Annotated in this window: 25 protein-coding genes and 1 pseudogene; 9 read left to right on the top strand and 17 right to left on the bottom strand. The window is 72.8% G+C overall.

Annotation, left to right across the window (positions count from 1 at the left end; genetic code table 11):
* Window positions 1–17: 17 nt before the first annotated feature.
* The 10 genes from V4Y04_RS35810 to V4Y04_RS35855 form a co-directional block, all read right to left on the bottom strand.
* Window positions 18–1,955, bottom strand: a complete 1,938-nt coding sequence (locus tag V4Y04_RS35810) for a glycosyltransferase family 2 protein (protein WP_332432435.1) — start codon at window positions 1,953–1,955, stop codon at window positions 18–20.
* 363 nt (window positions 1,956–2,318) lie between these two features.
* Window positions 2,319–3,020: an SRPBCC family protein gene (locus V4Y04_RS35815; RefSeq protein WP_332432436.1), complete on the bottom strand. Its 702-nt coding sequence runs from the start codon at window positions 3,018–3,020 to the stop codon at window positions 2,319–2,321.
* Between the two features lie 87 nt (window positions 3,021–3,107).
* Window positions 3,108–4,217: an XdhC/CoxI family protein gene (locus tag V4Y04_RS35820; RefSeq protein WP_332432437.1), complete on the bottom strand. Its 1,110-nt coding sequence runs from the start codon at window positions 4,215–4,217 to the stop codon at window positions 3,108–3,110.
* Window positions 4,210–5,514, bottom strand: a complete 1,305-nt coding sequence (locus V4Y04_RS35825) for a vWA domain-containing protein (protein WP_332432438.1) — start codon at window positions 5,512–5,514, stop codon at window positions 4,210–4,212. The genes V4Y04_RS35820 and V4Y04_RS35825 overlap by 8 nt, the downstream gene beginning before the upstream one ends.
* Entirely contained in the window at window positions 5,511–6,368 is an 858-nt protein-coding gene (locus tag V4Y04_RS35830) for an AAA family ATPase (RefSeq protein ID WP_443080223.1), read from the bottom strand. The genes V4Y04_RS35825 and V4Y04_RS35830 overlap by 4 nt, the downstream gene beginning before the upstream one ends.
* Before the next feature lie 98 nt (window positions 6,369–6,466).
* Window positions 6,467–7,321: an FAD binding domain-containing protein gene (locus V4Y04_RS35835; protein WP_332432440.1), complete on the bottom strand. Its 855-nt coding sequence runs from the start codon at window positions 7,319–7,321 to the stop codon at window positions 6,467–6,469.
* Entirely contained in the window at window positions 7,318–9,702 is a 2,385-nt protein-coding gene (locus V4Y04_RS35840; protein WP_332432441.1) for a xanthine dehydrogenase family protein molybdopterin-binding subunit, read from the bottom strand. Before V4Y04_RS35840 ends, V4Y04_RS35835 begins: the two co-directional genes overlap by 4 nt.
* Window positions 9,699–10,175: a (2Fe-2S)-binding protein gene (locus tag V4Y04_RS35845; RefSeq protein ID WP_332432442.1), complete on the bottom strand. Its 477-nt coding sequence runs from the start codon at window positions 10,173–10,175 to the stop codon at window positions 9,699–9,701. Before V4Y04_RS35845 ends, V4Y04_RS35840 begins: the two co-directional genes overlap by 4 nt.
* Before the next feature lie 262 nt (window positions 10,176–10,437).
* Window positions 10,438–10,803 (bottom strand): nuclear transport factor 2 family protein, encoded by a 366-nt coding sequence (locus V4Y04_RS35850; protein ID WP_332432443.1) that lies wholly within the window; start codon window positions 10,801–10,803, stop codon window positions 10,438–10,440.
* 52 nt (window positions 10,804–10,855) lie between these two features.
* Window positions 10,856–12,694, bottom strand: a complete 1,839-nt coding sequence (locus V4Y04_RS35855) for an ABC transporter ATP-binding protein (RefSeq protein WP_332432444.1) — start codon at window positions 12,692–12,694, stop codon at window positions 10,856–10,858.
* A gap of 204 nt (window positions 12,695–12,898) precedes the next feature.
* Here V4Y04_RS35855 and V4Y04_RS35860 point away from each other — a divergent pair, with 204 nt between their 5' ends.
* The 4 genes from V4Y04_RS35860 to V4Y04_RS35875 all read left to right on the top strand — a co-directional run bounded on the left by V4Y04_RS35860 (window position 12,899) and on the right by V4Y04_RS35875 (window position 16,369).
* Window positions 12,899–13,987, top strand: coding sequence for an S-(hydroxymethyl)mycothiol dehydrogenase (locus V4Y04_RS35860; protein ID WP_332432445.1), 1,089 nt, complete (start codon window positions 12,899–12,901; stop codon window positions 13,985–13,987).
* Window positions 13,987–14,616, top strand: coding sequence for an MBL fold metallo-hydrolase (locus tag V4Y04_RS35865; protein ID WP_332432446.1), 630 nt, complete (start codon window positions 13,987–13,989; stop codon window positions 14,614–14,616). Before V4Y04_RS35860 ends, V4Y04_RS35865 begins: the two co-directional genes overlap by 1 nt.
* Before the next feature lie 145 nt (window positions 14,617–14,761).
* The gene (locus V4Y04_RS35870) at window positions 14,762–15,688 is read left to right on the top strand and encodes an SDR family oxidoreductase (RefSeq protein WP_332432447.1); all 927 of its coding nucleotides are present in this window, start codon (window positions 14,762–14,764) and stop codon (window positions 15,686–15,688) included.
* A 495-nt stretch (window positions 15,689–16,183) separates the two neighbouring features.
* Window positions 16,184–16,369, top strand: a complete 186-nt coding sequence (locus V4Y04_RS35875) for a hypothetical protein (RefSeq protein WP_332432448.1) — start codon at window positions 16,184–16,186, stop codon at window positions 16,367–16,369.
* A gap of 223 nt (window positions 16,370–16,592) precedes the next feature.
* Here the strand turns inward: V4Y04_RS35875 and V4Y04_RS35880 are convergent, their stop codons facing one another.
* A complete protein-coding gene (locus V4Y04_RS35880; protein WP_332432449.1) occupies window positions 16,593–17,960 on the bottom strand; it encodes a S1 family peptidase in 1,368 nt (455 codons plus the stop codon).
* 217 nt (window positions 17,961–18,177) lie between these two features.
* Between V4Y04_RS35880 and V4Y04_RS35885 the strand changes: the two genes are divergently transcribed.
* Window positions 18,178–18,564, top strand: coding sequence for a PPOX class F420-dependent oxidoreductase (locus tag V4Y04_RS35885; RefSeq protein ID WP_332432450.1), 387 nt, complete (start codon window positions 18,178–18,180; stop codon window positions 18,562–18,564).
* Window positions 18,565–18,609: 45 nt separating this feature from the next.
* Here the strand turns inward: V4Y04_RS35885 and V4Y04_RS35890 are convergent, their stop codons facing one another.
* Entirely contained in the window at window positions 18,610–19,026 is a 417-nt protein-coding gene (locus V4Y04_RS35890; protein ID WP_332432451.1) for a Zn-ribbon domain-containing OB-fold protein, read from the bottom strand.
* Window positions 19,027–19,216: 190 nt separating this feature from the next.
* On the opposite strand from V4Y04_RS35890, the gene V4Y04_RS35895 reads away from it, so the two are divergent.
* Both V4Y04_RS35895 and V4Y04_RS35900 read left to right on the top strand, forming a co-directional pair.
* Entirely contained in the window at window positions 19,217–20,092 is an 876-nt protein-coding gene (locus V4Y04_RS35895; RefSeq protein ID WP_443080144.1) for a hypothetical protein, read from the top strand.
* Window positions 20,093–20,165: 73 nt separating this feature from the next.
* Window positions 20,166–20,954, top strand: coding sequence for a peptidoglycan-binding domain-containing protein (locus V4Y04_RS35900; RefSeq protein ID WP_332432452.1), 789 nt, complete (start codon window positions 20,166–20,168; stop codon window positions 20,952–20,954).
* Between the two features lie 25 nt (window positions 20,955–20,979).
* Here the strand turns inward: V4Y04_RS35900 and V4Y04_RS35905 are convergent, their stop codons facing one another.
* The 3 genes and pseudogenes from V4Y04_RS35905 to V4Y04_RS35915 form a co-directional block, all read right to left on the bottom strand.
* Window positions 20,980–21,354: a hypothetical protein gene (locus V4Y04_RS35905; RefSeq protein WP_332432453.1), complete on the bottom strand. Its 375-nt coding sequence runs from the start codon at window positions 21,352–21,354 to the stop codon at window positions 20,980–20,982.
* A 354-nt stretch (window positions 21,355–21,708) separates the two neighbouring features.
* A pseudogene (locus tag V4Y04_RS35910) lies at window positions 21,709–21,963 on the bottom strand (MurR/RpiR family transcriptional regulator); the annotation flags it as partial.
* Between the two features lie 30 nt (window positions 21,964–21,993).
* Window positions 21,994–22,650, bottom strand: coding sequence for a nucleoside/nucleotide kinase family protein (locus V4Y04_RS35915; protein ID WP_332432454.1), 657 nt, complete (start codon window positions 22,648–22,650; stop codon window positions 21,994–21,996).
* A 107-nt stretch (window positions 22,651–22,757) separates the two neighbouring features.
* Between V4Y04_RS35915 and V4Y04_RS35920 the strand changes: the two genes are divergently transcribed.
* Both V4Y04_RS35920 and V4Y04_RS35925 read left to right on the top strand, forming a co-directional pair.
* On the top strand, window positions 22,758–23,558 hold the full coding sequence (locus tag V4Y04_RS35920; RefSeq protein ID WP_332432455.1) for an HAD family hydrolase: 801 nt from the start codon (window positions 22,758–22,760) through the stop codon (window positions 23,556–23,558).
* A 107-nt stretch (window positions 23,559–23,665) separates the two neighbouring features.
* Window positions 23,666–25,192 carry a hypothetical protein gene (locus V4Y04_RS35925; protein WP_332432456.1) on the top strand — a complete coding sequence of 509 codons (1,527 nt, stop codon included), beginning with the start codon at window positions 23,666–23,668 and terminating at the stop codon, window positions 25,190–25,192.
* A gap of 42 nt (window positions 25,193–25,234) precedes the next feature.
* Here V4Y04_RS35925 and V4Y04_RS35930 read toward each other — a convergent pair whose 3' ends face one another.
* Both V4Y04_RS35930 and V4Y04_RS35935 read right to left on the bottom strand, forming a co-directional pair.
* The gene (locus tag V4Y04_RS35930; RefSeq protein ID WP_332432457.1) at window positions 25,235–25,441 is read right to left on the bottom strand and encodes a hypothetical protein; all 207 of its coding nucleotides are present in this window, start codon (window positions 25,439–25,441) and stop codon (window positions 25,235–25,237) included.
* 318 nt (window positions 25,442–25,759) lie between these two features.
* Window positions 25,760–26,965 (bottom strand): glycoside hydrolase family 64 protein, encoded by a 1,206-nt coding sequence (locus V4Y04_RS35935; RefSeq protein ID WP_332432458.1) that lies wholly within the window; start codon window positions 26,963–26,965, stop codon window positions 25,760–25,762.
* Window positions 26,966–26,987 lie beyond the last annotated feature (22 nt).

Consider the following 26,987-nt stretch of genomic DNA (forward strand, 5'->3'; position numbering starts at 1 on the left):
TCCAGTGTGCGCACCGGTCACCGTCTTCCCCCGATCAGCGGCGCCACCCTCGCACGGGCAACGCCGAGCACCCGCCGTGCCCTGCGCAGCAGTTTCCGTCCGGTGCCGGGGCGCGGAACCTGCACCACCAGCACACCGCCCCGGCCGGCGCGGAGCGCGAACGGCAGCCCGCCGAAACGCGGTTCGGCGGCCTCCGGGTCCAGACAGAGTGCCACCCGCCAGACACCACGGGGGAGACCCGAAGGCAGCGTCGACTCCAGTCGCGACCCCGGCTGTTCCGGCTCAGTGGTCAGCGCACCGGGCGTGTACAGGACGCGGCCCGCAGAGGTGAACCGGAGCCGTACCGGTGTGCCGTCCGCCGCGTGCAGCGGAATCCGGGCGCGCAGCCGCGCCCCGGAGACCGTGACGTCCGGCCGCCGCACCTGACCGAGGCCGAGCCGCCTGCCCTGCACACCGACGTCCAGGGAGAGGTTCCCGTGCGGCTCCGTCCAGTACGGCAGGACCGCCCGGCCCGCAGTCACCCCCGCGTACGGCTCCGGGCGGGTGGCGCGCGGGGCCGGGCCCAGACGGCACTCCTTGGTCCAGCCGCCGAGCTTGAGCCGTACGACGGCGTCCCAGGCCCCGTCACCCGGCAGCACGGCCGGGTCGACCGTGGCCGTGGCCCGCAGCACCAGTCGCACCTGCTCCCCGCCGTCGGCCGCGACCGTCTCGCGGGTGAACTCCACGGGCTGGAAGTACTGGGCGGAGCTGGCGCGTTCACGCAGCAGCAGATCGGCGGTGGCCTGGTCGAAGCGGGCCACGTTCTCCGTGCCGATCCACGCCACCGCCGCCTCCACGTTCTTCGGTGTATCGGTCAGCGGGGCACGGCCGGCATCGGCGGGGAACGTCATCGGCGCACCTCCGGAGGCGTATTCGGCGGTGAAGCCGAGGCGCAGCGAACCGCCCTCCCACTCCACGCTGGTGGGCGCCGCGTTCGGCACGACCCCGGCCTCCCACTCGGCGAGCGCCAGCACGTCGTCGTACCGGTCCGCCGCCGTCAGTGAGGCGACGACCTGCTGCGTCGGCTGCAGCCCGGCCGAGACGGCGGGCCCGAACCGCTCGACCACCACCTTGTGGATCTCTCCGAACAACTCCCTGCGGTAGTCGTCCGGCAGCCCGAGCAGCCGCCGGCCACGCAGTCGTTCCACCATCTCCACCCGCAGCCACCGGCGGAACAGCCGGTCACGCACCGGGCCGGGCTCGGTGTAGCGCTCGACCACGTCGAGCGCCTCGCGGAGGTCGGTGAAGTAGCCCACCGGGTCGAAGCGCTGGAAACCGGCGTTGGAGGCGTCGTCGCGCCGGATGTGGTAGTAGCAGACGTAGTCGCTGAGGACGGAGACGTTGGCCGCGCGCAGATATGCCTCGGTGACGAAGACGTGGTCCTCCAGGCGCCGCCGCCCCTCGGGAAAGCGCAGCCCGATCTCGTCGAGGAACGCCCGGCGGAACATCTTGTGCGGGGTGAGGCTGTCGATCAGCGGAGCGTTCTCCACCGTGGCCCGCGGATGGTTGCGGCGGAACAGTTCCACCGGCACACCGCGGTTCCTGCCGGCCATCTTGCCCACGACGACGTCCGCGCCATGGGCCACCCCGTACGCGTACATCCGCTCCAGGGCCTCGTCGCCCAGGTAGTCGTCGTTGTCGACGAACATCACGTACTCGCCCCGGGCGGCGGCGATCCCGACGTTGCGCGGCTTGCCGGACCAGCCGGAGTTCTCCTGGTGGATCACCCGCATCCGGGGGTCCTCGTCGGCCAGCCGGTCGAGCCGTGCGGGAGTCCCGTCGGTGGAACCGTCGTCGACGAAGATCGCCTCGTACTCCTCGGTGGGCAGGGACTGCCGACGTAAGGAGGAGACACAGTCCTCGAGGTAGGTCCCCGGGTTGTACACGGGGACGATGACGCTGACCTTGACCGGCATCTGGATGTGTGGCCCTTCGGGTCGCTTGCCGCCGGAGGGACGGCTTGGTGCGTGTTGACCCGAATCGTAACCCTGTGGCCACCCCGGTCCCGCTCTTTTCGGACGCCGTCGAGACTGTGCCGTGATCGCCCCTGGCACGTCGGAACGATCGGCTTAGTCGAAGGGGGACGTGATGAAGGATCAGCACGTGAAGAACCGGTGCCGGGAGGACCGGACCGCTTCGTGTCGGTGGAAGCGGTCCGGACGCTGCGAGTAGATGCGCTTTTCACGGACCTCCTTCCGCGATCGGAGGTGTCACGAGGCCGATTACCCACACCGGCACGGCTCACACATACCTTTTGCATCTATTTGTCGAGTCTGGTGTCAGGAGCGGTGCCGCCTGCGGATCCGCGCGACCAACAGGCTCAGGGCGACGGCGCCCGCAAGCACCGCGGCGGCCCGCTTGGCGACCGGCAGACCGGCGGTGCGCAGCAGGTCGAGGGGCTCGTCCGGCGGGGCCTCGGCCCGTCGGACGGCCTGCGGCGCACCGGCCACGACAGTCGCACCGGTCTCGCCGGCCACACCGGTCTCCCCGGCCGCACTGGTCTTGTCGGCCGCACCGGTCTCGTCGGCCGTGCCGGGCGGCTGCGTCAGCTGTTCGGACAGGCAGGCGGCGAACCGGCCGATGAGCCGCTCGCCGACCTCCGCCAGCACCCCTCGACCGAACTGCGCCGGCCGCCCGGTCACCGTCAGGTCGGTACGCACCGACACCGCCGTGCCGCCGTCCCGTTCGCCGAGCGTCGCCGTGACCGTCGCCCGCGCGGTGCCCTGGCCCCTGGTCTCCCGGCCGGAGGCGACCAGCACCATCCGGTGCGCCGTCTCGTCCCGCTCCTCGAAGACGGCCGTGCCCCGGTAGGTCACGGTGACCGGCCCCACCTTGACCTTCACCGAGCCGGTCACCTTCGTGCCGTCGTACTCCTCGACGGTCGCCCCCGGCAGACACGGCGCGACCCGTTCGATGTCGAGGAGCGCCGGCCAGGCGTCGTCGACCGGGACGGGAACGGTGAACTCGTGATGCAGTTCCATGTCTTCCACCTCGCGGTTCGGTTCTCGGGTGACCAAGGGAGGGGCAGGGGCCGAGGGCTCGACAAGGCCCGGGCGGCTCGAGGGCGTTCAGGGCGCGGGCACGGGCGGATGGACCGCTCCCCCGGTCGCGGACAGTGGTGCGCCCGTGCCGCCCCAGCGCAGCGCGACGATCTCCGCGGCCACCGACACCGCCACCTCCTCGGGCGTACGGGCCCCGAGGTCGAGCCCGACCGGTGAGCGCAGCCGGGACAGCTCGTCCCCGGTGAGCCCGGCCTCGACCAGCCGTTCCCTCCGGTCCGTGTGGGTGCGGCGGCTGCCCATCGCGCCGATGTAGGCGGCCGGCCGGCGCAGCGCCTCCAGGAGCAGCGGCACATCGAACTTCTGGTCGTGGGTGAGGACACAGATCACCGTGCGCCCGTCGGTCTCCGTGCCCTGCAGATACCGGTGCGGCCAGTCCACGACCACCTCGACGCCCTCCGGGAAGCGGCGGGGCGTGGCGAACACGGGGCGGGCGTCGCAGACGGTGACCCGGTAGCCGAGGAAGGCGCCGATCCGGGCCACGGCCGCCGCGTAGTCGATCGCCCCGAAGACCAGCATGCGCGGCGGCGGCGCGAAGGACTGCAGGAACACACTCACCGCGTCCTCCCGGCGTTGCCCCCGGGGCCCGTAGTGACGCAGCCCCGTGGCGCCGAGGGCGAGTTCGCCGCGGGCGTCGGCGGTGACCGCCGCGTTCAGGCCGGTCGTCCCCAGCGTGCCCGCCAGCCGGTCCCGCCACACGGCCAGCGTGGCCCCGCGCGGCGCGGGACCGTCGGTCACCGTCGCCACGGTCACCGGCTCGCCCGCGGCGACCGACTCGGCGACGGCGCCGAACGCGGGGTCCCGCTCCGGTGTCACCGGGCGCACGAGCAGGGTGATCTCGCCACCGCAGGTCAGGCCGACCGCGAAGGCGTCGTCGTCGCTGTAGCCGAAGGTCTCCAGCCGGGCGTCACCGTCACCGACAACCTCCCGGGCCAGCTCGAACACCGCGCCCTCGACGCACCCGCCGGAGACACTGCCCACCACCTCGTCGTCCGGCCCCACGGCCATCGCCGCGCCCGGATCACGCGGTGTGCTGCGGCTCGCGCCGACCACGGTGGCGAGGCCGAACGGCCGGCCCGCGGTGTACCAGCGGGTGAGCGCCGGGAGGATGTCACGCACGGTGGGCTCCTTCCCGGGGTACGGCGGCCGGATCGGGTGCGCCAGCCCGGCCGGGGGAGGCCCGGTCGGGGGAGGCGCCCCGTACCACCGCCGCCAGGTTCTCCAGGGCGGCCAGGCTGTGGCCCTCGACGAACGCGTCCACGCTCGGCAGCGCCGCCGCCATTCCCGCGGCCAGCGGGGCGTAACCGGGTCGTGCCTTGAGCGGATTGGCCCAGATCACCCGGTGGGCCAGCCGGTGCAGGCGGCGCATCTGGGCCGCGAGGAGCTCGGGGTCGCCGCGCTCCCAGCCGTCCGACAGCAGCACCACCACGGCGCCACGGGCCATGCCCCGCTGCCCCCAGAGGTCGAGGAACTCCCGCAGCAGTACACCGAGCCTGGTACCACCACGCCAGTCGGGTACCGCGTCCCAGGCCGCGCTCAGGGCCGGATCGGGGTCCCGGTGGGACAGCTCCCGGGTCACCCGGGTCAGCCGGGTGCCGATCGTGAACACCTCCGCCGTCCGCCCGCGTACGGCGGCGTGCGCGAAGCGCAGCAACGCGTCCGCGTACGGCGCCATCGACCCGCTGACGTCGACGAGCAACACCAGACGGCGTGGCCGTTCGGCCCGTGCCCGGTGCCGCAGCCGGGCCGGTTCGCCGCCCCGCCGCAGCAGTTCCCGCACGGTCCGGTGCGGATCCACGTCCCCGCGCCGGGCGGGCCGGCGGCGCGCCGTGCGCCGGACCTCGCCGCGCGGCGTCAGCGCCGCCAGCAGCCGCCGCACCTGCTCCCGCTCGGCGGCGGCCAGGTCCGCGAGGTCGCGGTGGCGGAGCGTCTCGGTGGAACTGGCCCGCGTGGCCAGGGGCGGCCCCGGACGCTCCTCCTCCGTGCCGCCCGCACGGCGGCCCGCGGCGTCGCGCACCACGAGCCGCTGCCGCGGGCGGGGAGCGGCCGGTGGCGGTGGTCCGCCGGGCTCGCCGGTGCCGAAGTACGCGGCGAAGACCCGGTCGTACCGCTCCAGGTCGTCCGGTCCCGCGCACAGCGTCAGCCGCCCCGCCCAGTACACGTCCGTCCGCGCCCCGGGCCGCAGGGCGTCCACCGCGCGCAGGAAAGCGTGCACCCGCTCCGCGCTCGCGTCGGCGCCCGCCGCGCGCAGGGCGCGGGCGAATCCGAGAAGCACCGCGACCGCCTCGTACGGGCCACCGGCCCGCACGTCCTCCGCCCGTACACCGTCGTCCCGCACGTCCCGCTCCCCGTCCGGCGCCGAGCGTCCCCGCGGGGCCCCGCCGGTCACGTCCGCCACGCCCGCCATGTCCGTCACGTCCCTCGTGCGGCGAGTACCGCCGCCAGATCGAGTCCCCGCGCCCGCTCGATGTCCTCCCGGTACTTCAGCGCCGACCCCAGCGTCGCGACGGCGAGGTCGGCGTCGACCTCGCTCGCCCCGAGCGCGTCCAGGGCCTGCGCCCAGTCGATCGTCTCGGCCACCCCCGGCGGCTTGAGCAGGTCCTGCGCGCGCAGCGCCTGCACCAGCGCGGTCACCTGCTCGGCCAGTCGCGCCGACACCCCGGGCAGCCGGCGCCGGACGATGGCCAGCTCGCGGGCGAAGTCCGGATGGCCGAACCAGTGGTACAGGCAGCGTCGCTTGAGCGCGTCGTGCACCTCCCGGGTGCGGTTCGACGTCAGCACGACCACCGGCGGCACCTCGGCCCGTACCGTGCCCAGCTCCGGGATCGTCACCGAGAACTCCGACAGCAGCTCCAGCAGGAGCGCCTCGAACTCGTCGTCGGCCCGGTCGATCTCGTCGACGAGCAGGACGCACGGCTGCGTCTGAAGGGCCCGCAGCAGGGGCCGGGCGATCAGGAAGCGGCGGTCGTACAGCTCGCCCTCCAGCCGGTCGGCGTCCGTGATGCCGGTCGCCTCGGCGGCCCGCAGATGCAGCAGCTGGCGGGGGAAGTCCCAGTCGTAGAGGGCCTGGGAGGCGTCGATGCCCTCGTGGCACTGGAGCCGGATCAACGGAGCGTCCAGTGCCTCGGCGAGGGCGGTCGCCAGCGCGGTCTTGCCGACGCCCGGGTCGCCCTCGCAGAACACCGGCCGGTGCAGTTTCAGGGCGAGGAAGCAGGCCATGGCCAGCCCGTCGTCGAGGAGGTACCCCGTCGCCTCCAGACGGGCCCGCACCTCGTCCGGCCCGGAAGCCACCCGGTCCGGCCCGCCCGTCGCCGGGCCCGGTCCGCCGGGGCCCGGCCCGTCGCTCCCCGCTGCGCCGCTGATCGGCCTCACCCCATTCCGGCCGCGGTCAGCACCGCCCGCCGGGTGAGCACCTGCGCCAGGTGAGCCCGGTACTCGGGCGAACCCGAGGTGTCCCGGGGCGGCTGGGTGCCCTCCGCCGCCGACTGTGCGGCCCGCGCCACGGCCTGCGTGTCGTCGCAGCCGGCCAGGGCCCGCTCGGCCGCCGTGGCCCGCAGCGGGGTCGCGCCCATGTTGACCAGCCCGATCCGCGCCTCGGTGATCCGCCCGTTGTCGCGGCGTACCAGCGCCGCCACACCGACGATCGCGTAGGACTGCGCCACCCGCTGGAACTTCTCGTAGTGGAAGCCCCAGCCGTCCGCCTTCGGTACCCGCACCTCGACCAGCAGCTCGTCGGGCTCCAGCACCGTCTCCAGATAGTTGACGAAGAACTCACGGGCCGGGACCGTGCGCCGGCCGCCCGGGCCCGCGACGACCAGCTCACCGTCCATGGCGAGTACCGCCGCGGGCAGATCCGCCGCCGGGTCCGCGTGCGCCAGCGAGCCACCGAAGGTGCCCCGGTGCCGTACGGCCGGGTCGGCGACCGTACGGGTGGCGGCGGCCAGCAGCCCCGCGTGCCGGCGCACCAGTGGATCACGGATGACCTCGTGGTGCGTGGTCATCGCGCCGATGACGAGCGTGTCGCCGTCCTCGCGCACCCCGCGCAGCCCAGGGACGCGGCCGACGTCCACCACCAGTTCCGGGAAGGCCAGCCGCAGCCTGAGCAACGGCAGCAGGCTCTGCCCGCCGGCCAGTACCTTCGCGTCCTCACCGCCGTCGGCGAGTACGCGCAGCGCCTCGTCGAGGCTGGTGGGCCGGGCGTAGTCGAATGCCGGGGGGATCATGCGGAGGCCTCCTTCGCCGAGCGCACTGCCCGCCACACCCGCTCGGGCGTGCACGGCATCGTCACGTCGTTCACCCCGAGCGGCCGCAGCGCGTCCACGACCGCGCCGACCACGGCGGGCGTCGAGGCGATCGTCCCCGCCTCGCCGACGCCCTTGACGCCCAGCGGATTGGAGGTCGCCGGCGTCTCGGTCCGCTCCGTGACGAACTCCGGCAGGTCACCGGCCACCGGGACCAGGTAGTCGGCCATCGTGCCCGTGACCAGGTTGCCCTCGTCGTCGTAGACGGCCTCCTCGTACAGCGCCTGCGCGATGCCCTGGGCGAGACCGCCGTGCACCTGGCCCTCCACGATCACCGGGTTGATCACCCGGCCCACGTCGTCGACGCAGACGTAGGAGCGGATCCGGATCTGCCCGGTCTCCGTGTCGACCTCGACGGCGCACAGGTGCGTGCCGTGCGGGTACGAGAAGTTCTCCGGGTTGAGCAAGTGCTCGGCGTTGATGGTGGGCTCCATGCCGTCCGGCACGTCGTGCGAGGTGAACGTCTCGAACGCGATCTCCTGGATCGTCCTCCGCGCCTCGGGCGAGCCCTTGACGGTGAACACACCGTCGGTGAAGTCCAGGTCGTTCTCGTTCGCCTCCAGCAGGTGCGCGGCGACCTTTCGGGCCTTCTCCACCACCTTCTCGGCCGCGTGGTGCACCGCCGACCCGCCGACCACCAGCGACCGCGAGCCGTACGTGTCCATGCCCTGCGGGGCCGCCCTGGTGTCGCCGTGCACCACCTCGATGTCCTCGAACGGCACGCCCAGCACGTCGGCGGCGATCTGGCTCCAGCTCGTCACGTGCCCCTGCCCGTGCGGGCTGGTGCCGGTGACCACCTCGACCTTGCCGGTGGGCAGCATGCGGATGCTCGCCGCCTCCCAGCCGCCGGCCGCGTACCGCAGGTCCCGCAGCACCCGGCTCGGGGCGAGCCCGCACATCTCCGTGTACGTCGAGACGCCGATGCCGAGCCGTACGGTGTCGCCGCGCTCGTTGCGTTTCTGCTGCTCGGCGCGCAGGTCGTCGTACCCGAACAGCGCGAGCGCCTTCTCGGTGGCCGCCTCGTAGTTGCCGCTGTCGTACGTCAGACCCGCGATCGAGTCGTACGGGAACTCCTCGTGCCGGATCCAGTTCCGGCGCCGCACCTCGAGGGGGTCGAGGCCGAGCTCGGCCGCCAGCTCGTCCATGATCCGCTCGATGGCGAACGTGGCCTCCGGGCGCCCGGCGCCGCGGTACGCGTCCGTCGGCGTCTTCGTCGTGAACACACCCGTACAGGTGAAGTCGTAGGCGTCCATCTTGTAGATCGCCGGATACATGAACGCGCCGAGGATCGGGATGCCGGGCGTGACCAGCATCAGATAGGCGCCCATGTCGGCGAGCAGCTCGACCTTCAGGCCCAGGAGCCTGCCCTCGCCGGTGGCGGCGACCTCGATGTCCTGGATCATGCCGCGGCCGTGGTGGGTGGCCAGATAGCCCTCGGAACGCGACTCGGTCCACTTCACCGGCCGGCCCAGCCGCCGGGCCACCTCCAGCGCGACGGCCTCCTCGCCGTACACCTGGAGTTTGGAGCCGAACCCGCCGCCCACGTCCGGGGCGACCACCCGCAGCTTCTGTTCGGGGATCCCCGTGACCGTCGCCAGCATTATTCGGAGGATGTGCGGGACCTGGGTCGCCGAGTAGACCGTGTACTCGCCGGAGGCGGCGAGCGGGGTGACGACGACCGCGCGCGGCTCCATCGCGTTGGCGATCAGCCGCTGCTGGTGGAAGCGGCGGGTGACGACCACGTCGGCACGCCGCTTGACCGTCTCGTAGTCCTCGCCGGTCTTCAGCGGCCACACGTAGCTGCGGTTGGTGCCCTTGTCCGCGTGGACCAGCGGGGCGTCCTCGGCGAGCGCCGCCTCCAGGTCGAGCACCGGCTCCAGCGGCTCGTAGTCGACCTCGACCGCCTCCAGCGCGTCGGCCGCCGCGTACCGGTCACGGGCCACCACGACCGCCACCGGGTCGCCCGCGTGCCGCACCTCGTCGACCGCGACCGGCGGGTGGTCCGGCATCACGATGTCCTCGGTGACCGGCCAGGCGCAGGGCAGTGAACCGAGCCCCTCGGCCAGGTCACGGCCGCTGAACGCGGCCACCACCCCGGGGCGTTCGAGGGCGGGGGAGACGTCGACCCGCTCGATGCGGGCGTGCGCCATGGGGCTGCGCAGGAACGCGATGTGCAGCAGACCGGTGACGGAGATGTTGTCGGTCCAGTTGGTCTGTCCGGTGACCAGCCGGGCGTCCTCCTTGCGGAGCCGGCTCCGGCCCACCTCACGCTCGGTGTTCCGGTCGGTGCTCTGATCCGTCATGCCGTGACCTCCTCCGATGCGGCGGCAGCGGCGAGCACCGCGCGGACGATGTTCTGGTAACCGGTGCAGCGGCACATGTTGCCCTCGAGTGCCTCGCGCACCTCGTCCGCGTCGGGGTCCGGGTTCTCGCGCAGCAGATCACGCGCCGCCATGATCATTCCGGGGGTGCAGTAGCCGCACTGCAGCGCGTGCTGCTCGTGGAAGGCCCGTTGCAGCGGCGTCCACTCGCCGTCCCGGGCCAGCCCTTGGACGGTGGTCACCTCGCCGCCGTCGGCCTGGACGGCCAGCACCGAGCAGCTCTTCACACTCGTGCCGTCCAGCTCGACCGTGCAGGCGCCGCAGCTCGAGGTGTCGCAGCCGACCGGGGTGCCGGTCAGACCGAGCCGGTCGCGCAGATAGTGAACCAGCAGCAGACGGGGTTCCACCTCGTCCTCGTACGCCGTGCCGTCCACTTTCACCGAGATACGAGTCATGTGCCCTCCAGAGACCGTGCGGGCGGATACGGAGTGTCGGCGGACCTTGGGGTGACGAAGGTCACTCTATGGCCGGCCCCGGGGGACGGCGAGTGGTGCGGCACGGATCTGTCGAGCGTTGATCGAGCGTCGATCGATTGCTGCTGCCCGATGTGCGCACGACAGATTTCCGCGGGTGCCGACGCCGGCACCCGCGCTCCACGACCGGAGCGTGGGCGCCGACCGCGTCCCGTGTTCCCCGGCGTCCGGCCGAACGGGATCGCTACTCGTCCCAGGCCTGGATCATCGTCTGCTCGGTGATCCTTCCGTCCCGCAGCGAGACCATCGACTCCGAGTACACCCGTACCCCGTCCGGGTACACACAGGTCTCGCTGAAGGCGGCCTGGTCGTCCTGGACGACGCACCGCTCCAACCGGTGTGTCATGTCACGGCTGTAGACGTCGTCGAGCATGGTGGCGATCTCGTCCCTGCCGTGCAGGACCATGGGGCGGCTGGGCTGGGTGTTGCGGTCCACGACGCGCAGCTCGGCGTCGTCCGCGTAGAGCGCCGTCAGGGGCGCGGCCGTCGGGGCCTCGAGCCCGCGGCGCAGTGTGTCGGTGCCGAAGCGGGGTGCTGCCGAGGTTGCCATGATGACCTCCTTCGAGGGCCTCGGCCCGGTCCGGAGCGGGCCACGCCGGGCCTCACCTACGAGCCTCCCCCCGCCCGCCGGGCACGGCAAGCCCGGCCCGCGCGTTCCTCCTGACCCGGCACAGCCGTCGCCGTCCGGACCCGACGGCCGCGAGGAACTGCGTCGCCGCCAGCTCCGCGTACAGCGGATCGGCGGTCACCAGTTCCCGGTGCGTACCGACCGCGCGGACCCGGCCCGCGTCCATCACCACGATCCGGTCGGCCATCGTCACCGTCGACAGCCGGTGCGCGACCACCAGCACCGTCGTCGTCCGGGCCACCTCGGCGACGGTGTCGCGCAGCGCCGCCTCGTTCACCGCGTCGAGCTGCGAGGTGGCCTCGTCGAGCAGCAGCAGCCGGGGGCTGCGCAGCAGCGCGCGGGCGATCGCGACCCGCTGGCGCTCCCCGCCGGACAGCTTGGTGCCACGGTGCCCGACCAGCGTGTCGAGCCCTTCCGGGAGCTTGGCCACCAGACCGTCGAGCCGGGTCGTCTTCACCACCCGCGCCACCTCGTCGTCGTCCGCCTCCCGGTTCCCGAGCAGCAGGTTGTCGCGCAGGGAACCCGAGAGGACGGGCGCGTCCTGCTCCACATAGCCGATCGAGGACCGCAGCCGCGACAGCTCCCAGTCGGCCAGCTCCCGCCCGTCGAGGGTGATCATCCCGGAATCCGGCTCGTAGAAGCGCTCGATGAGGGAGAAGACGGTGGTCTTGCCCGCGCCGGACGGACCGACGAACGCGGTCATGCCCCGCGCGGGCACGGCGAACGTCACCCCGTGATGCACGTACGGCAGATCGTCCGCGTAACGGAAACGCACGTCCTCGAAGGCGAGCGCGGCGGGCGCGGCACCCGGCGCGGGCAGGGCCGCGGGCCTCGCGGCAGGCTCGGCGGGCAGCCGCAGCGCCTCCTGGATCCGGGCCAGAGCGGCGCTGCCCGTCTGATACTGCGTGATCGCGCCCACGACACTCTGGATCGGCATCATGAGGTAGAAGACGAACAGCAGGAACGCCACCAGCGTGCCGATGTCGATGGCGCCCGTCGCCACCCGGGCCCCGCCCACCGCGAGCACCGTGATGAACGCGACCTGCATCGAGAGCCCCGCCGTGTTGCCCGCCGCCGCCGACCACTTGGCGGCCCGCACGCTCTGCCGCCATGACTCCTCGGCCGCCTCGTGCAGGGCACGCTCCTCACGCGGTTCGGCACCGGACGCCTTCACCGTGCGCAGCGCGCCCAGCACCCGCTCCAGTGAGGCACCCATCACGCCGACCGCGTCCTGCGCCTGCCGGCCGGCCCGGCTGATGTGCGGCACGATCAGCGCGAGGACCGTCCCGGCGCCCGCGATCACGGCCAGGGTGACCCCCAGCAGCACCGGATCGACGAAACCCATCAGCGCGATGGTCGCGATCAGTGTCAGACCGCCTGTGCCGAGGCCCACCAGCGAGTCCGTGGTGACCTCCCGCAGCAGTGTGGTGTCGGAGGTGATGCGGGCCATCAGGTCCCCCGGCTCGCTGCGGTCCACGGCGGTGATCCGCAGCCGCAGCAGATACGACGACAACGAGCGCCGCGCCCCCAGCACCACCGACTCGGCGGTGCGCCGCAGCACGTACGAACCCAGCGCGCCCAGCACGGCGTTGGCTATCACCAGGGCCGACATCAGCATCAGCGCGCCGGTGATGGTCCGATCGTCGGACAGGTCGTCGATCAGGTCGCGGGCGACCAGCGGCAGCATCAGGCCGGTCGCCCCCGTCAGCAGGGACAGCGAGGCGCCGCCCAGCAGGGCCCACCGGTGCGGCCGTACGTAACCGAGGAGCGCCCGCCAGGCGGGCGGGTCGGACTTCTGTGCTGCGATGCTCACGTCGCTCCCTCGGCGTCGGGCGGAGAATTCAGGCTACGTCGCAGCGGTCCGCCCACGGGCCGCCGGGCCCGCCCTCGTGCACCCGGCACGAAACCCCCCGGCCCGCCCCGCGTTCCGACCTGCCGTGGAGCCCACCGGCCGGTTCCCGCGCAGGTCGCGTAGGGTCGGGAGGAGGTACCACCGGGAGACGAAGGAGCCAGCACCATGGCGCAGGAAGTACGCGGCGTGATCGCACCGGGCAAGGACGAGCCGGTACGCATCGAGACGATCGTCGTACCCGACCCGGGGCCGGGTGAGGCGGTCGTCCGCATCCAGGCCTGCGGGGTGTGCCACACCGACCTGCACTACAAGCAGGGTGGCATCAACGACGACTTCCCCTTCCTCCTCGGCCACGAGGCCGCGGGTGTCGTGGAGTCGGTGGGCGACGACGTCACCGACGTCGCCCCCGGTGACTTCGTCGTCCTCAACTGGCGCGCGGTGTGCGGCGCGTGCCGCGCCTGTCTGCGCGGACGCCCCTGGTACTGCTTCGACACGCACAACGCGAAGCAGAAGATGACCCTCGCCTCGACGGGCCAGGAGCTCTCCCCGGCCCTGGGCATCGGAGCCTTCGCCGAGAAGACTCTCGTCGCCGCCGGCCAGTGCACCAAGGTCGACCCCGAAGTCTCCCCGCAGGTCGCCGGCCTGCTGGGCTGCGGTGTGATGGCCGGCATCGGCGCCGCGATCAACACCGGCAACGTCGGCCGCGGCGACAGCGTCGCCGTCATCGGCTGCGGCGGCGTCGGCGACGCGGCCATCGCCGGGGCCCGGCTCGCCGGAGCGGCGAAGATCATCGCCGTCGACATCGACGACCGCAAGCTGGAGACCGCCCGCTCCATGGGCGCCACCCACACCGTCAACTCCCGCACCTCCGACCCCGTCGAGGCGATCCGCGGACTCACCGGCGGCTTCGGCGCCGATGTCGTCATCGAGGCCGTCGGCCGCCCCGAGACGTATCAGCAGGCCTTCTACGCCCGTGACCTGGCGGGCACCGTCGTCCTCGTCGGCGTGCCCACCCCGGAGATGAAGCTCGAACTGCCGCTCCTCGACGTGTTCGGCCGCGGCGGCTCCCTGAAGTCGTCCTGGTACGGCGACTGCCTGCCCTCACGCGACTTCCCGATGCTGATCGACCTGCACCAGCAGGGCCGCCTGGACCTCGGCGCGTTCGTCACCGAGACCATCCAGCTCGACGAGGTCGAGAAGGCCTTCGAGCGGATGCACAAGGGCGACGTCCTGCGCTCGGTGGTGGTGCTCTGATGACCACCCGCATCGAACACCTCGTCACCTCCGGGCAGTTCAGCCTCGACGGCGGCACCTGGGACGTCGACAACAACGTGTGGATCGTCGGCGACGACCACGAGGTGATCGTCATCGACGCCGCCCACGACGCCGACGCCATCGTCGAGGCGGTGGGCGACCGCCGCCTGAAGGCGATCGTGTGCACCCACGCCCACAACGACCACATCGACGCCGCGCCGGCCCTCGCCGACCGCACCGGTGCCACCATCTGGCTGCACCACGACGACCTGCCGCTGTGGAAGCAGACCCACCCGGACCGCGATCCCGACGCCTGGCTGGTCGACGGCCAGGTGATCGAGGCGGCCGGCGCCGACCTCACGGTGCTGCACACGCCGGGGCACGCGCCCGGCGCGGTCTGCCTGTACGACGCCGGGCTCGCCACCGTGTTCACCGGAGACACCCTGTTCCAGGGCGGTCCCGGCGCCACCGGCCGCTCGTTCTCCCACTTCCCGACGATCGTCGACTCGATCCGGGAGCGGCTGCTCACGCTCCCGCCGGAGACGAAGGTGCGCACCGGCCACGGCGACTCGACCACCATCGGCGCGGAGGCCCCGCACCTCGAGGAGTGGATCGCCCGCGGCCACTGAGGCCGCTCCGGCGACTCCGCCCCGGTACCCGTCGTGGTCACGTCCGACCGGGCGACTGCCGGGAAAAGGTGACAGAGGATGTCCGGCTTACCCGTCACTCTCGTAACGACAGCAGATCGCTGTCACGCGTGACGGGAGGCCGGACATGCCGGAGTCGACCACAGGGTCGTCGCAGAACAGGGTCGCACTGGTCGCCGGGGCGACCCGGGGCGCCGGACGGGGCATCGCCGTCGAACTGGGCGCGGCGGGCGCCACCGTCTACGTCACCGGACGCAGTACCCGCGCCGAGCGCTCCGAGTACGACCGCCCCGAGACCATCGAGGACACCGCCGACCTGGTCACCGAGGCAGGTGGACGGGGCATCGCCGTCCCCACCGACCACCTGGACCCCGCCCAGGTCAAGACCCTCGTCGACCGCATCGCCGCGGAGCAGGGCCGCCTCGACGTCCTCGTCAACGACATCTGGGGCGGCGAGAAGCTCTTCGAGTGGGACGCTCCCGTCTGGGAGCACGACCTGGACAAGGGGCTGCGCCTGCTCCGGCTCGCGGTGGACACGCACGCCGTCACCAGCCACCACGCCCTGCCGCTGCTGCTGCGCCACCCCGGCGGTCTGGTCGTGGAGGTCACCGACGGCACCGCGGACTACAACCGCGACACCTACCGCGTCTCCTTCTTCTACGACCTCGCCAAGACGGCCGTCCTGCGCATGGCCTTCGCCCTCGGCCATGAACTCGGTCCGCGCGGCGCCACCGCGGTGGCGCTCACCCCGGGCTGGCTCCGCTCGGAGATCATGCTCGACGAGTTCGGGGTGCGGGAGGACAACTGGCGGGACGCCCTGCCCCGCGTCCCCCACTTCGCGATCTCGGAGACCCCGCGCTATGTGGGGCGGGCCGTCGCCGCGCTCGCCGCCGACCCGCGGGTGTCCCGCTTCAACGGCACCTCCCTCTCCAGTGGCGGCCTCGCCCGGGAGTACGGCTTCACCGACCTCGACGGCAGCCGCCCGGACGCCTGGCGCTACCTCGTCGAGGTCCAGGACCCGGGCCGGCCGGCGGACGTCACGGGGTACCGCTGACGGTCCGCCCGCCCTGCCGGGGTGACCGGCGGTCCCCCCTTCGGGGCGCCCCCGAAGTCCGGGATCTCCAGCCGGGTGCCGCCCTGCAACGAGGCCGGTCCGCGACGCGCACACGCCGGCCGCGTAGGGGGTGATCGGGGAGCTGAACGTCGGGAAGTCCTTTCGGCCGGCGACCGCCTCCTCGGTGCCCTTCGGAGGGCCGGGGAACACGATGCCGCAATGGTCCCCGGTACGAGGGCACTTGTCCGGCACCGGACGGTTCGCTCCTGGCGACGGGGACTCCGCCGGCTCGCGGGACGCGAGGACTTCCGCGCCCACCGCCATCCGCCGGCCGCGCCGGGCGGTGAGGAGCAGGGGAGGCCGGGAGGGGTGCCGTCCGGGGGCGAGGAACGTGAACTCGCCCACGTTCCATGGCAGATGGACGTGATCAGCAACACTGTCCGATATGTCTTGTTAGCTCATGATTACTCACGTGGCTTTCACACCGGTGGCCCTATGCTTCACAACATGTCCATCACTCTTGAACCTTCATCCGAGCGATCGGCTGCCGAGGTCAACGAGGAGATCCGGGCCCTGTGGCTCCGGTCGGGCGGGACACTGAGCGGCGAGCAGCGCGCGGAGTACCAGCGCCTCGTCCAGGAGTGGGCCGAGGCCCTCCCGGAGCGGGCCGAGGCGGCCTGAGGCGCCGCACCGGCCCCGCCGCCCGTCATCCTCGCCGGGCTCCTTCCGCACGCCCTCTCGCCCCTCGGTCTCGGCTCGGGCCCTGATCCCGGTCGTACCCCCGGCCCGGCTCGCCGGCCCGGGGCACATCGCCGTTCTCGTGGCCCGGGCCGCCTGTGTCACGTCTGAGCGTTCTCACCGGCGCCCGGGCTCCGGTGAGAACGTGCCTGTGCCGGTACCCGGCTCAGCCCCATGTCGTCGAGTAGTACCGCTGGTACGCCTTGCGGTCCTGCTCCGCGCGGATCCAGCGGGTCGCCACGAGGGCCATCAGGCTGCCCCCGATGACCAGCATCCCGGGCCCCACGTTCCGCGGGTCGGCCAGGCGGGACAGCAGCGTCGACGCGTTGATCCCCGCCGCCGACGAGCCCGGTGACGCGGTGTCCGGGGCCGCCGCCGCGCCCGCCGAAGCCGACGGAGCGGGAGCGGCCGTGTCCGCGCCGCCCTCGGCCTTCGGGGCCACCAGGAGATCCACCTTCAGCTGCGCCAGTGCCTTCGTGACCGGCTGGAAGAACGTCGTACCGCTCGCCTGCCGGCAGTCTCCGCTGCCGCCCGACGTCACCCCGAGCGCGATGCCCTCGGAGAACATCGGGCCGCCGCTGTCACCGGGTTCGGCGCACACATTGGTCTCGATGAGGCCGCTGACCGTGCCCTCCGGATAGTTCACCGTCGCGTTGAGCGCGGTCACCTCCCCGTCGCGCAGTCCGCTGGTGCTGCCGCTGCGGAACACCCGCTGGCCGACGGTGGGGTCGCCCACGCCGGTGATCCGTACGCCCTGGCCGTCGCCGACCGACACGACACCGGCGCCTTCGCCCACCCGGCCCCCGTCGTACTCGATCAGGGAGTAGTCGTCGCCGGGGAAGCTGCCGCCGACCGTGGTGCCGACCTTCTTCCTGCCCCCGTCGTCGGCGAACCAGACCGACCCGTCCGGCCCGCAGTGCCCGGCCGTGAGGATGAACTCGCGCTTGCCGTCGGTCACGTTGAAGCCCGCGGAACAGCGCCCGGCGGTCGACAGGATGGGTTCCGCCCCGTTGATCCGCGTGGTGAAGGTGCCCTCGGTGCGCTCCATACGGACGAAATCGCCGGTCCCCTCCGCGACCCGGGTCAGGTCGGACCAGTCGTTCGCGGACACCGTGCTGTCGCCGCGGACCACCACCTCGTTGGACCGGTAGTCCAGCGCCCAGGCCGTCCCCGGCACGCGCGGCGCCGAACCCAGCGTCTTCGTGGCCGACTTCAGGTCGCGCATGCTGTGGCGCACCATCTTCGGGTCGGCGCCGGCCTCCCGTACCTCGGACGCCGCCTTCTCGTCGGTGACCGCGACGACCGTCCGCCCGTCCTCGCCGAGCCAGCTGCCCGCACTGCGGGAGGCGCCGAGCCGTGCCACGAGGGCGGAGCCGGGGCCGGTGCCCTCCTCGGCCGCGGCGTACGGAACCGGGTCCGGCGCCGACGGTTCACTTGCGACGGCGCGGGTCACCATCGTCGCTCCGAGGAGGAGTCCGCCGACGGCCGCCAGCCGTGCCACTCGCCGGACGACCCGTCGTCGTGCGTGCCTCATGCAAGACTCCCGAACCAGAACAGCGCGGTGCGAACACCGCGGGGCCTCCGCTGAGTCGAGTGCCCTCAGTCCATACGGACGCGGGCCCCGCGGTGTTCACCGCCGGAGCGATCCGATGTGCGGGAGGTGGCGGCCCGCCTGTCGAAAGGCCCGGCGTACGCATGGGGCGGCGCCCACGACGGGCAGGAGACGGTGCCCGAACACTAGACTGCCGGTTATGGATGACGCGTTGCTCGAACGGCTCGGAGCGGGAAAGTACCTGCTGGTCACCAGCTACCGGCGGAACGGTACGCCGGTGGCCACCCCGGTGTGGGTGGTGCGGGACGGGAACGCGCTCGGGGTCTGGACCGTCGCCGACTCCTGGAAGGTCAAGCGGATCCGGGCCCGCGCCGACGTCCTGGTCGGCCCCTGCGACGTACGCGGCCGTCCGACCGGCGGCCAGGTCCCGGCCACCGCGGAGATCTGCGACGAGGCCACCACCGCCCGCTACCGCGGGCTGCTCGGCCGCAAGTACGGCCTGCCGGGCCGGCTGACGCTGCTCGGCAGCCGGCTGCGCCGGGGCCGGGACGGCACCGTCGGTATCCGCATCACCCTGGCCGACTGAACGCGGGCCGCCCGGACTCGGGCCGCCCGGACCGGTTCCGGGCGGTCAGGTCCAGGCGCGGTAGGGCTCGTCGACGAGCTGGAAGACCGGCTCGCCGCGCACCGGGTCCTTGGCCGTGGACAGCCGTACCCGGTCCCCGCTGTGGATGCCGATGGGCGGGCCCATGACCCGGCCGCGGATGACGAAGCCCTCGGCCATCTCGATCAGGGACACGTTCCTGGCGGCCGGCGTATTGCGGTGCAGCGTCGTGGAGTGACGGACCGTGCCGACGCCCGCGCTGTGCTCCGTGCGCAGGTCGCTGCCCTGACAGACGGGGCACAGCAGCCGGTGGTACATCGCGGTGCCGCACCACGTGCACCGCTGGAAGGCCATGGCCTCCGCGCTGTTCGCGCCCTGGGGTTCGAGCAGCCCCGTCGTGGCGCCGGCTGCCTGCTGAGTCACGCTTCCTGAGTGGTGGTACACGCTGGTCAACTCCCTGCAATCGGCCGCCATCCCGCGTGCACGATGCCCGGCACGCACGTGCCCGGTGTGTCGTGTGCCACCGTGCACAGCGACAGCGTATGGCACTCAGTGCCACCCGTAAAGGCACTCCGTACCCCTCCTTTGCGTCCACCGCGTTCCCGGGCCGGTTCGATGCCTGCGGATCATTCATATGATCAAACCCCTGTCGTCCTCCGAGGAGCCCCGCATGGCGCCCGCCCGCACCCGTCCCCGCCTCCTGTACGTCACCGACCTGGCGTATCCCGCCCGCGGGCGCCGTTACGGCGACGAGGACGTCCACCTCACCTCCCGACTGCGCGCCGACTTCGACCTGGCGCTCTGCCACCCGCGGGACGCCGCCGCGCTGCTGGACGGATTCGACGCCGTGGTCGTCCGCAACAGCGGTCCGGTGCTGACGTACCCGGAGGCCTACGAAGCCTTCCGCCGGCGGGCCACGGAGACCGGGAAGCCGGTCTACAACCCGCTCACCGGCCGGGGCGACATGGCGGGCAAGCAGTACCTGCTCGAACTGAGCGCCGCCGGGCGGCCGGTGATCCCCACCGTCGACCGCGCCGAGGACCTGCGACTGCTGCCCGCGGCGGACCGGTACGTGGTCAAACCCAGGCTCGGCGCCGACTCGATGGGGCTGCGCGTCGTCGCCGGGGACACCGTGCGGGAGTTCATCGACGGCAGCGTCCTGGTGCAGCCGCACATCGACTTCGCGTACGAGGTCTCCTTCTACTTCGTCGACCACGACCTCCAGTACGCCCTGTACGCCCCGGACCCCGGCCGGCGCTGGCAGCTGGAACCCTACGAAGTCACCCCGCGCGACCTGGAGTTCGCCCGGAGCTTCGTCGACTGGAACACTCTCGACCACGGCATCCAGCGGGTCGACGCCTGCCGTGCCCCGGACGGCGAACTGCTGCTGGTCGAGCTGGAGGACCTGAACCCGTACTTGTCCCTCGACGCCCTGGGCACGGAGTCCCGGGAGTCCTTCGTGTCCGCCATGACGGCTTCCCTGCACCGTTTTCTGCGCGCCGCCGGCTGAACTTCCGCCCCCCTGGGCGCGTATCTCTTCCCGTGGGCGGCTCCGCCCTCGTGCGTAGCGGAAGGAGAGCAGCGTGCCGACGCCGTCCGACCCCGGGCAGCCGCACGACGGCCCGCCCCTCGAGCCCGTCCGCGTCCTGCGCCCGCGCCGCACGGACGCCCTCGCCGAACTGTTCAAGGAGTTCGAACGGGAGGATCGCGGAGACTACGAGTCCGTCACCCTGCCCCGGCCGGCGACCGGCGCGGAGGACGAGACGCAGGAGCTTCCGCCGGTCGCTCCCGAACCGCCCGCCCGGCCGCCGACGACCGTGCCCGGCCCCGCCGGCGAGAGCTTCACCCATCACGGTCCGGCATCCGGGCGCACGCCCCCCGGCCGCCGTGCGCCCCAAGGCCCCTCGTACGGTGGTACTGGGCCCGGCCGGCCCTCGCGCACCCCCGTGCGTCCGCCCCCGCACGGCCCCGCGACGCGGCGGGCCGCCGTGGCGATCGCCGTGGCCGCGGCGGCGGTACTGGGTTTCGGCGGTGCGGTCCTGCTCCTGGGGCAGCGCGCCGAGCACCGAGCCGTGCCGGACCCGCGCCCCTCCGCGAGCCCGCCCGCGACAGCACCCGCCACGCCGCCCGAGCGGGCTCCGGCCGCCCCCGGGTTCCTCAGTGAGGGCGACTCGGGCCCCGAGGTGGCCGAACTCCAGGAACGCCTCCTGCGTGTCCCGGACGTCTACCGCGACGGTGCCACCAGCGGCCGTTATGACGCCACCCTGTCCGCGGCCGTCGCCCGGTTCCAGCTCTGGTACGGCGTCCAGGGGGACGAGACCGGCGTCTACGGCGACGACACCCGCCGCGCGCTGGAGTCCCGTACGGGATGACGCCCGGCCGGCGCGTTCCGGCCGGTCAGCGACCCGATTCCACCAGGGCCCGAGTGACCGCGCGCACGCTGCGCGCGATGTGCTGCAACTGCAGGACCTCGGCCGCGTACAGCTTGATCGTGTGCTCGATGACTCCTTCGTGCAGGCCGAGCCGGGGCAGGTCGGCCCGTGCCGTCTGCAGGGCGGTACGCGCCACTCGGATCTCGTGCTCGACCTGGATCTGGGCGTGCCGCGCCAGCAGGACGGGGTGCCGGATGAACGCGGGGTAGCTCGCGTAGCGCGCCGGTACCAGCTCGCGCAGCCACTTGGCCGCCGAGCGTTCCCAGTCGTAGCTGCCGGGGGCCTTGACCTGGCAGGGCCAGTCCGGACTGGGGCGCGTGGAGGTCACGGTCATGATCATCGCTTCCGGGTGTGCGGCGTCGCTGGGGTGGGCGACGGGTGGGGCGGCCCTGGTCCGGCGCGGCCGTCGGAGCGGGTAGGAGCCGGCGGGTTCGGACGTTCGTGCGAGTGTCCGGTCGGGGCCGGCGTCATCCGCTGCGAAGGTGTCTGGCTGCGCGGGGCGGACCGTCGGCTTTCCGGGCGGAGCGGGTGATGACGTGGTGGATGGGGATCGCGGTCCGGAGTGGACATGTCGTGATCCGTCAGCAGTATTTATATATGCGATGTGGTTTGCAAGGTGTATGAAAACATTCATGCGTGCTTTGAAGTGGAAGGTCCGTTTGGCGGCGTCGGCGGAGAGCGGGCCCCTCGGGGCTCAGTCCCTGAGGAAGAACTGGTGCTGGTCGGCGACCTGCTCGTACCCGTCGAGCCGGGCCTGCGTCCGCTCCGGGTCCGCATCCGTCATGGCCTGGAGCAGTGCCGCGCACATCACGCCCGGAGCCGCGTACGAGTCGAACACCAGGCGTGAACCGGTACCGGTGGCGAAGGTGACGTCGGCCTCGTCCGTGAGGGGGCCCAGCGCCAGGTCGGTGATGAGCGCGACCCTCAGTCCGGCGTCCCGGCACACCCGTCCGCCGGCCGCGCACGGGCGGTCCACCCGTCAGCAGCGCGCACGCGGCACCGCCGACGCCGGGACCACGAGGTCCGCGCGGTGCCGGGTCCGCGCGACCAGCTCGGCGTTGGGCCCGTCCGAGCGCGCGGCCCAGGCCACCGCCTCGTCCTGACGCTTGCCGAACTCCACATGCCGGGTCACCAGCCGCCGCACCCGCTCCTCCTCGTCCAGCTCGCAGAACCACACCTCGTCGAGCTGCGGCCGAACCCGCGCCCACGCACCGGTGTCCAGCAGCAGATAGTTCCCCTCCGTGACCACCAGTCGGGCCGTAGGCTCCACCGGCACGGCCCCGGCGACGGGCTGCTCCAGCTCCCGTTCGAAACCGGGCGCGTACACGACGTCCCCGTCCGTCTCCTCGCGCAGCCGCCGCAACAGAGCCGCGTACCCGGCCGCGTCGAAGGTGTCCGGGGCGCCCTTGCGGTCCCGGCGGCCGAGCCGGTCCAGTTCGGCGTCGGCGAGGTGGAAGCCGTCCATCGGGACGTGCGCGACCCACGGCTCACCAACGCCGTTCAGTGCCCGTACCAACTCCCCGGCGAGTGTGGACTTCCCGGCCCCGGGGCTGCCCGCGATGCCGAGCACCGCGCGTCGGCCGTCCCGGCCGAGGGCTCGGGCACGGTGGAGAAGATCGTCGAAGGTCGGCGTCATACGGGGGAGTGTGTCATTCCCGCCCGTCGCCCGGACGGCGCCGGCGGTCCCGCCGCCGTCCGCCTCTCGCCGCGTGCTGTACGCCGCGACGCGGGACCATGTCCGGTATGACGGATCTGGGTCTGCCCGAGAACATCCTGGCCTGCCTCTTCGACCTCGACGGTGTCATCTCCAGGACCGCCGCGGTCCACGCCGCGGCCTGGAAGCAGGCGTTCGACGCCTTCCTGCGCGAGCGGGACGGCGCGGACTTCCGGCCGTTCACCGACGCCGACTACGCCCAGTACGTGGACGGCCGCCCGCGGGCCGACGGCGTACGCACCTTCCTCGCCTCCCGTGGCATCGACCTCCCGCGGGGCACGCCGGACGATCCGCCCGGCGCCGCGACCGTGCACGCACTCGCCCGCCGTAAGAACGAGCTGTTCCTGGAAAGGATCCGCAGCGGCGGGGTGGAGGCCTACGACGACACGCTGCGCTACATCGCGGCGGCCCGCGCCGACGGTCTGCGCACCGCCGTCGTCTCCGCCAGCGCCAACTGCCGGGACGTGCTGCGCGCCCTCGGGGCCGAGCATCTCTTCGACGCCCGCGTGGACGGTGTGGTCGCCGCCGAACGCGGCCTCCCCGGCAAGCCGAGCCCCGACACCTTCCTCGCCGCCGCCCGGGATCTCGGCGTCCCGCCCGGCCTGGCCGCCGTGTTCGAGGACGCGCTGGCCGGCATGGACGCGGGCCGCGCCGGCCGCTTCGGATACGTCGTCGGTGTGGACCGGGTCGGCCGGTCGGCCGCGCTCTACGCCCATGGCGCCGACCGGGTCGTGACGGACCTCGCCGGGCTCACCGGAGAGCCCGGAGAGCCCGGAGAGCCCGGAGAGCCGAGCGAGCCCGGAGAACAGGGAGATCCGGGAGAGCGGTGACCGCAGTCCTCGTCCCGCCTGCCCCCGCGCGCCCCACGGGTTAATTTGTTTCTGTTTGCGCGCAAGTGACCGGCAGGAACGGCGGCACACGGGACGAGGGACGGACGATGGTCGACGGCAAGGGTGCCCTTCTCGCCGCAGGACGGCGACGCGTACGCGCACGCACGTCCTCGCCGGGCGTACCACGTTCCACGGACGGCACCGCACCGCTCGCGGTCCTGGCCGCCGTCTTCACCGTCGCCCAACTCGTCCTCGTCCGTCCGGCACTGGGACTCGGCTGGGACGAGATCGTCTACGTCAGCCAGGTCACCTCCCACCACCCGGCCGCGTTCTTCAGCGCCCCGCGCGCCCGGGGCGTCCCCCTCCTGGTGGCGCCCGTCGCCTCCTGGTCGGAGTCCACCGCACTGCTGCGCGTCTACCTCGCCCTGCTGTCCGGCCTGGGCCTCTACCTGGCGCTGCGCGCCTGGCACGGCCTGTTCCCCACCCGGGTCCTGGTCACCGCCGGCGCCTTCTTCACGTCCTTGTGGGTGACCCTCTTCTACGGCCCCCAGGCCATGCCCAACCAGTGGGTCGCGATCGGCGCCCTGATCGCCGTCGGCTGCTTCCTGCGGTACCACGCGGACCGCTCGGCGCGCGGGGCGCTGTGGGGTGTCGCGGCGGGGGCCGCGCTGATGGCGATGATGAGGCCCACCGACGCCGTATGGGTGACGATCCCCCTGCTGGTCCTCACTCTGGCAGGCCGGCACGTCCGCCTTCTGGCCGCGCTCGCGGCGGGCCTCGCGGTGGGCGCGGCCGAGTGGGTGGCCGAGGCCTACGCCTGGTACGGCGGTCCGGGGGAGCGGCTGGCCGAGGCCTCCCGCATCCAGGGCGGGCTCGGCCTGCAGATCGCCGTCGACGACCAGCTGCGCAGCCTGGGCGGGCGAGGTCTGTGCCGCCCGTGCACGGGAGCGATGCCCCATCCGGTGATCACCCTCTGGTGGTTCGCTCTGCCGCTCCTGGCCGTCCTCGCGCTGGTCGTCGCCTTACGAGCCCGGCGCGTTCTGCGCACCGTGCTGCCGCTGGCCTGCGCGGCCACGGCCGCCCTCCCGTACCTCTTCATGATCGGGTACGCGGCGCCCCGCTTCCTCCAGCCCGCCTACGCCCTGCTCGCGATCCCCGTCGCCGACGCGCTGTGGCACCTGGCCAGGACACCGGCCGGGACGTGGCGGCCGGTCGTGGCGCCACTGGTCGCGCTCGCGCTGGCCGGTCATCTGGCCGTGCAGCTGGCCGTCCTGACGCACACCGTGGAGCGCAACACCGACAGCCGCCGGGACTGGGCCCGCACCGCCGGCGAACTGCACCGGCTCGGTGTCCGCCCGCCCTGTCTGATCACCGGTCACGAAGCCATTCCCGTGGCCTACTACACCGGCTGCTCCTCCGGCGGGACGAGCGGGAACAACGAGAACACCACGGTGGCAGAGATACTGAGCACCGCGGACCGCGCCCCCGTCGCCACGCTCACCGGCCCCGGCGGGACCCCGCCCGGCTACGCCCGCGCCTGGCCCGCGCACACGATCGGCGACCTCCGGGTCAGGATCGCGCCGGTGCCGGGGCAGGACGCCCCGAGGGGCACGGCCACGGACGGGCCGCGGTGAGGGCCGGGAACGGGAGAAGCCGGGCAAAGGCCGCGGCCGGGTTCAGGGGAGGATCTTGTCCAGCGCGGCGGGCCCTTCCTCCGCCAGCTTGCGCCTGGCCCATTCGAGATTCTGCGGGGTGAGATCCTTGCCGGAGGCAAGGACGAGATCCTCCGGCGACACATCGGTGCCGGTACGGGCGTGGAGCAGACCGTCCGGGGTGGTGCGTTCCTCGGGCGGCCTGGACTCCTCATTCTGGGACGTCGGCATCTCTGACTCCTCGGGTCCGGAGGGCTGTAGCGGCCCCGGTGCGGTCATCGGGTCCGGTATCACCATTCAACGCGGGAGCCCGAAGTGCATCCGGAACACGGGGGCGCCGCCTGGAAGGGGCCGCTCCTCATGTGCAGGAGTACCTTCCCCGGCCCGCGGAAAACCTGTCCGCGACGGCAGGGCGACGCTCACGGGCGCGTCCGCGTCACGCCCCACGGCCCCGGTGCCCTCGGCTGCGTCCCTCCTCGCCCGCGGTGTGCCGCGGGCGAGGAGGGACGCAGCCCGCACTCCGGCCCTCCCAGGGCTTCCGGACCGACCTCAGAAGGGCGACAGTGTCAGGCGTACGCCCGTGGGGGAGGTGTCCTGGATGTACGAGGCGAAGTCGGCGACGTCGTCGAAGGCGAAGCCGTAGGCCTTGCCGTCCTCCGTGGCCGTGTGCACGGCCTTGGAGTAGTGGTTGGTGAGCTCGGTCCGGTAGAAGGCCGAGGCGTCGGTGGTCGGCTGGCCGGGGTGGCTGAGCAGCGTCGAGCGGTTGAAGCCGGCGCCGAGCACGGCGGCGACCGGGCCGGTCGTGCCGTCGTTCGGGGCGGCGAGCGCACCGTCGCAGAAGAGGACGTCCCGGGTGGACGGCCTGCCGAAGGAGACCTGGGCGGGCCCGTCGAAGGTGAACCGGCCGCCGCGCACCCGGCCGGTGAAGGTGCCGGCGTTGGTGGTGATCCTGAGGTCACGTCCGGTGTAGGTGCTCCACACCTCGTCGATGTACGGCGCGAGGTAGTCCTTGGCGAACAGGCCCGCGTCCAGGCCGTGGCCCGGCGCGATGATCCGGGTGTCGTCCACGACCAGCCGCGAGAAAGCCTCCACCCGCCTGAGCGCGTCGAACACGGCACTGCGGCCGCCGTCCCGGAACACGCCCGTGGACTGGTCCCTGGAACCGGTGAGCCGGATGTTCAGCGGCACGCTGAACATGTCGACCATCGTGGTGTTGCAGAACATGCCGGCGGAGTTGTGGGTGAACTCCGCACAGTCGTGCAGCACACCGTAGTTGGGGTCCGAGGTGACCCAGCCGGCCGGGTACTGCAACGCCGCGTTGCCGTTGCCGTCCGCGACGGCCTTGAACTTGAGCTTCTGGCCGAGAGCCACGTAGATGCGGCCGGACATGTACGGCAGGGACAGCCGGGTCTCGCCGCCGCCGGCCAGGCTGATCGCGTAGTCGGTGAAGCCGTCGGCGCCGTTGTCCGACAGGGAGACCGGAGCCAGAGTGCCGTCCGGGGTGAGCCGCACCTGGCGTCCGTCCTGGTTTCCCACGATGTAGAGGTGCACGTTCGCGTTGCCGAAGGAGCCGCTGTTGTTGACGATCGTCAGCGGGAGGGGGGCCGCGGCGGCCGCCGCGGCCTGTGTGTCCGGCGACGTCTCCGCGAGGGCGTGGGGGGCGAGCGCGGCGGCGGCGGGCACGGCCACGGCTGCCCCGCCGAGGGCGAAGAGAACCTTCCGGCGGCCGAGGGAGCGCTGGTGACGAGGAGTCATGTGGGGGTCTCCTGGGATGATC

The organism is Streptomyces sp. P9-A2 (genome assembly GCF_036634175.1).
In the GTDB taxonomy this organism is placed as follows: domain Bacteria; phylum Actinomycetota; class Actinomycetes; order Streptomycetales; family Streptomycetaceae; genus Streptomyces; species Streptomyces pratens.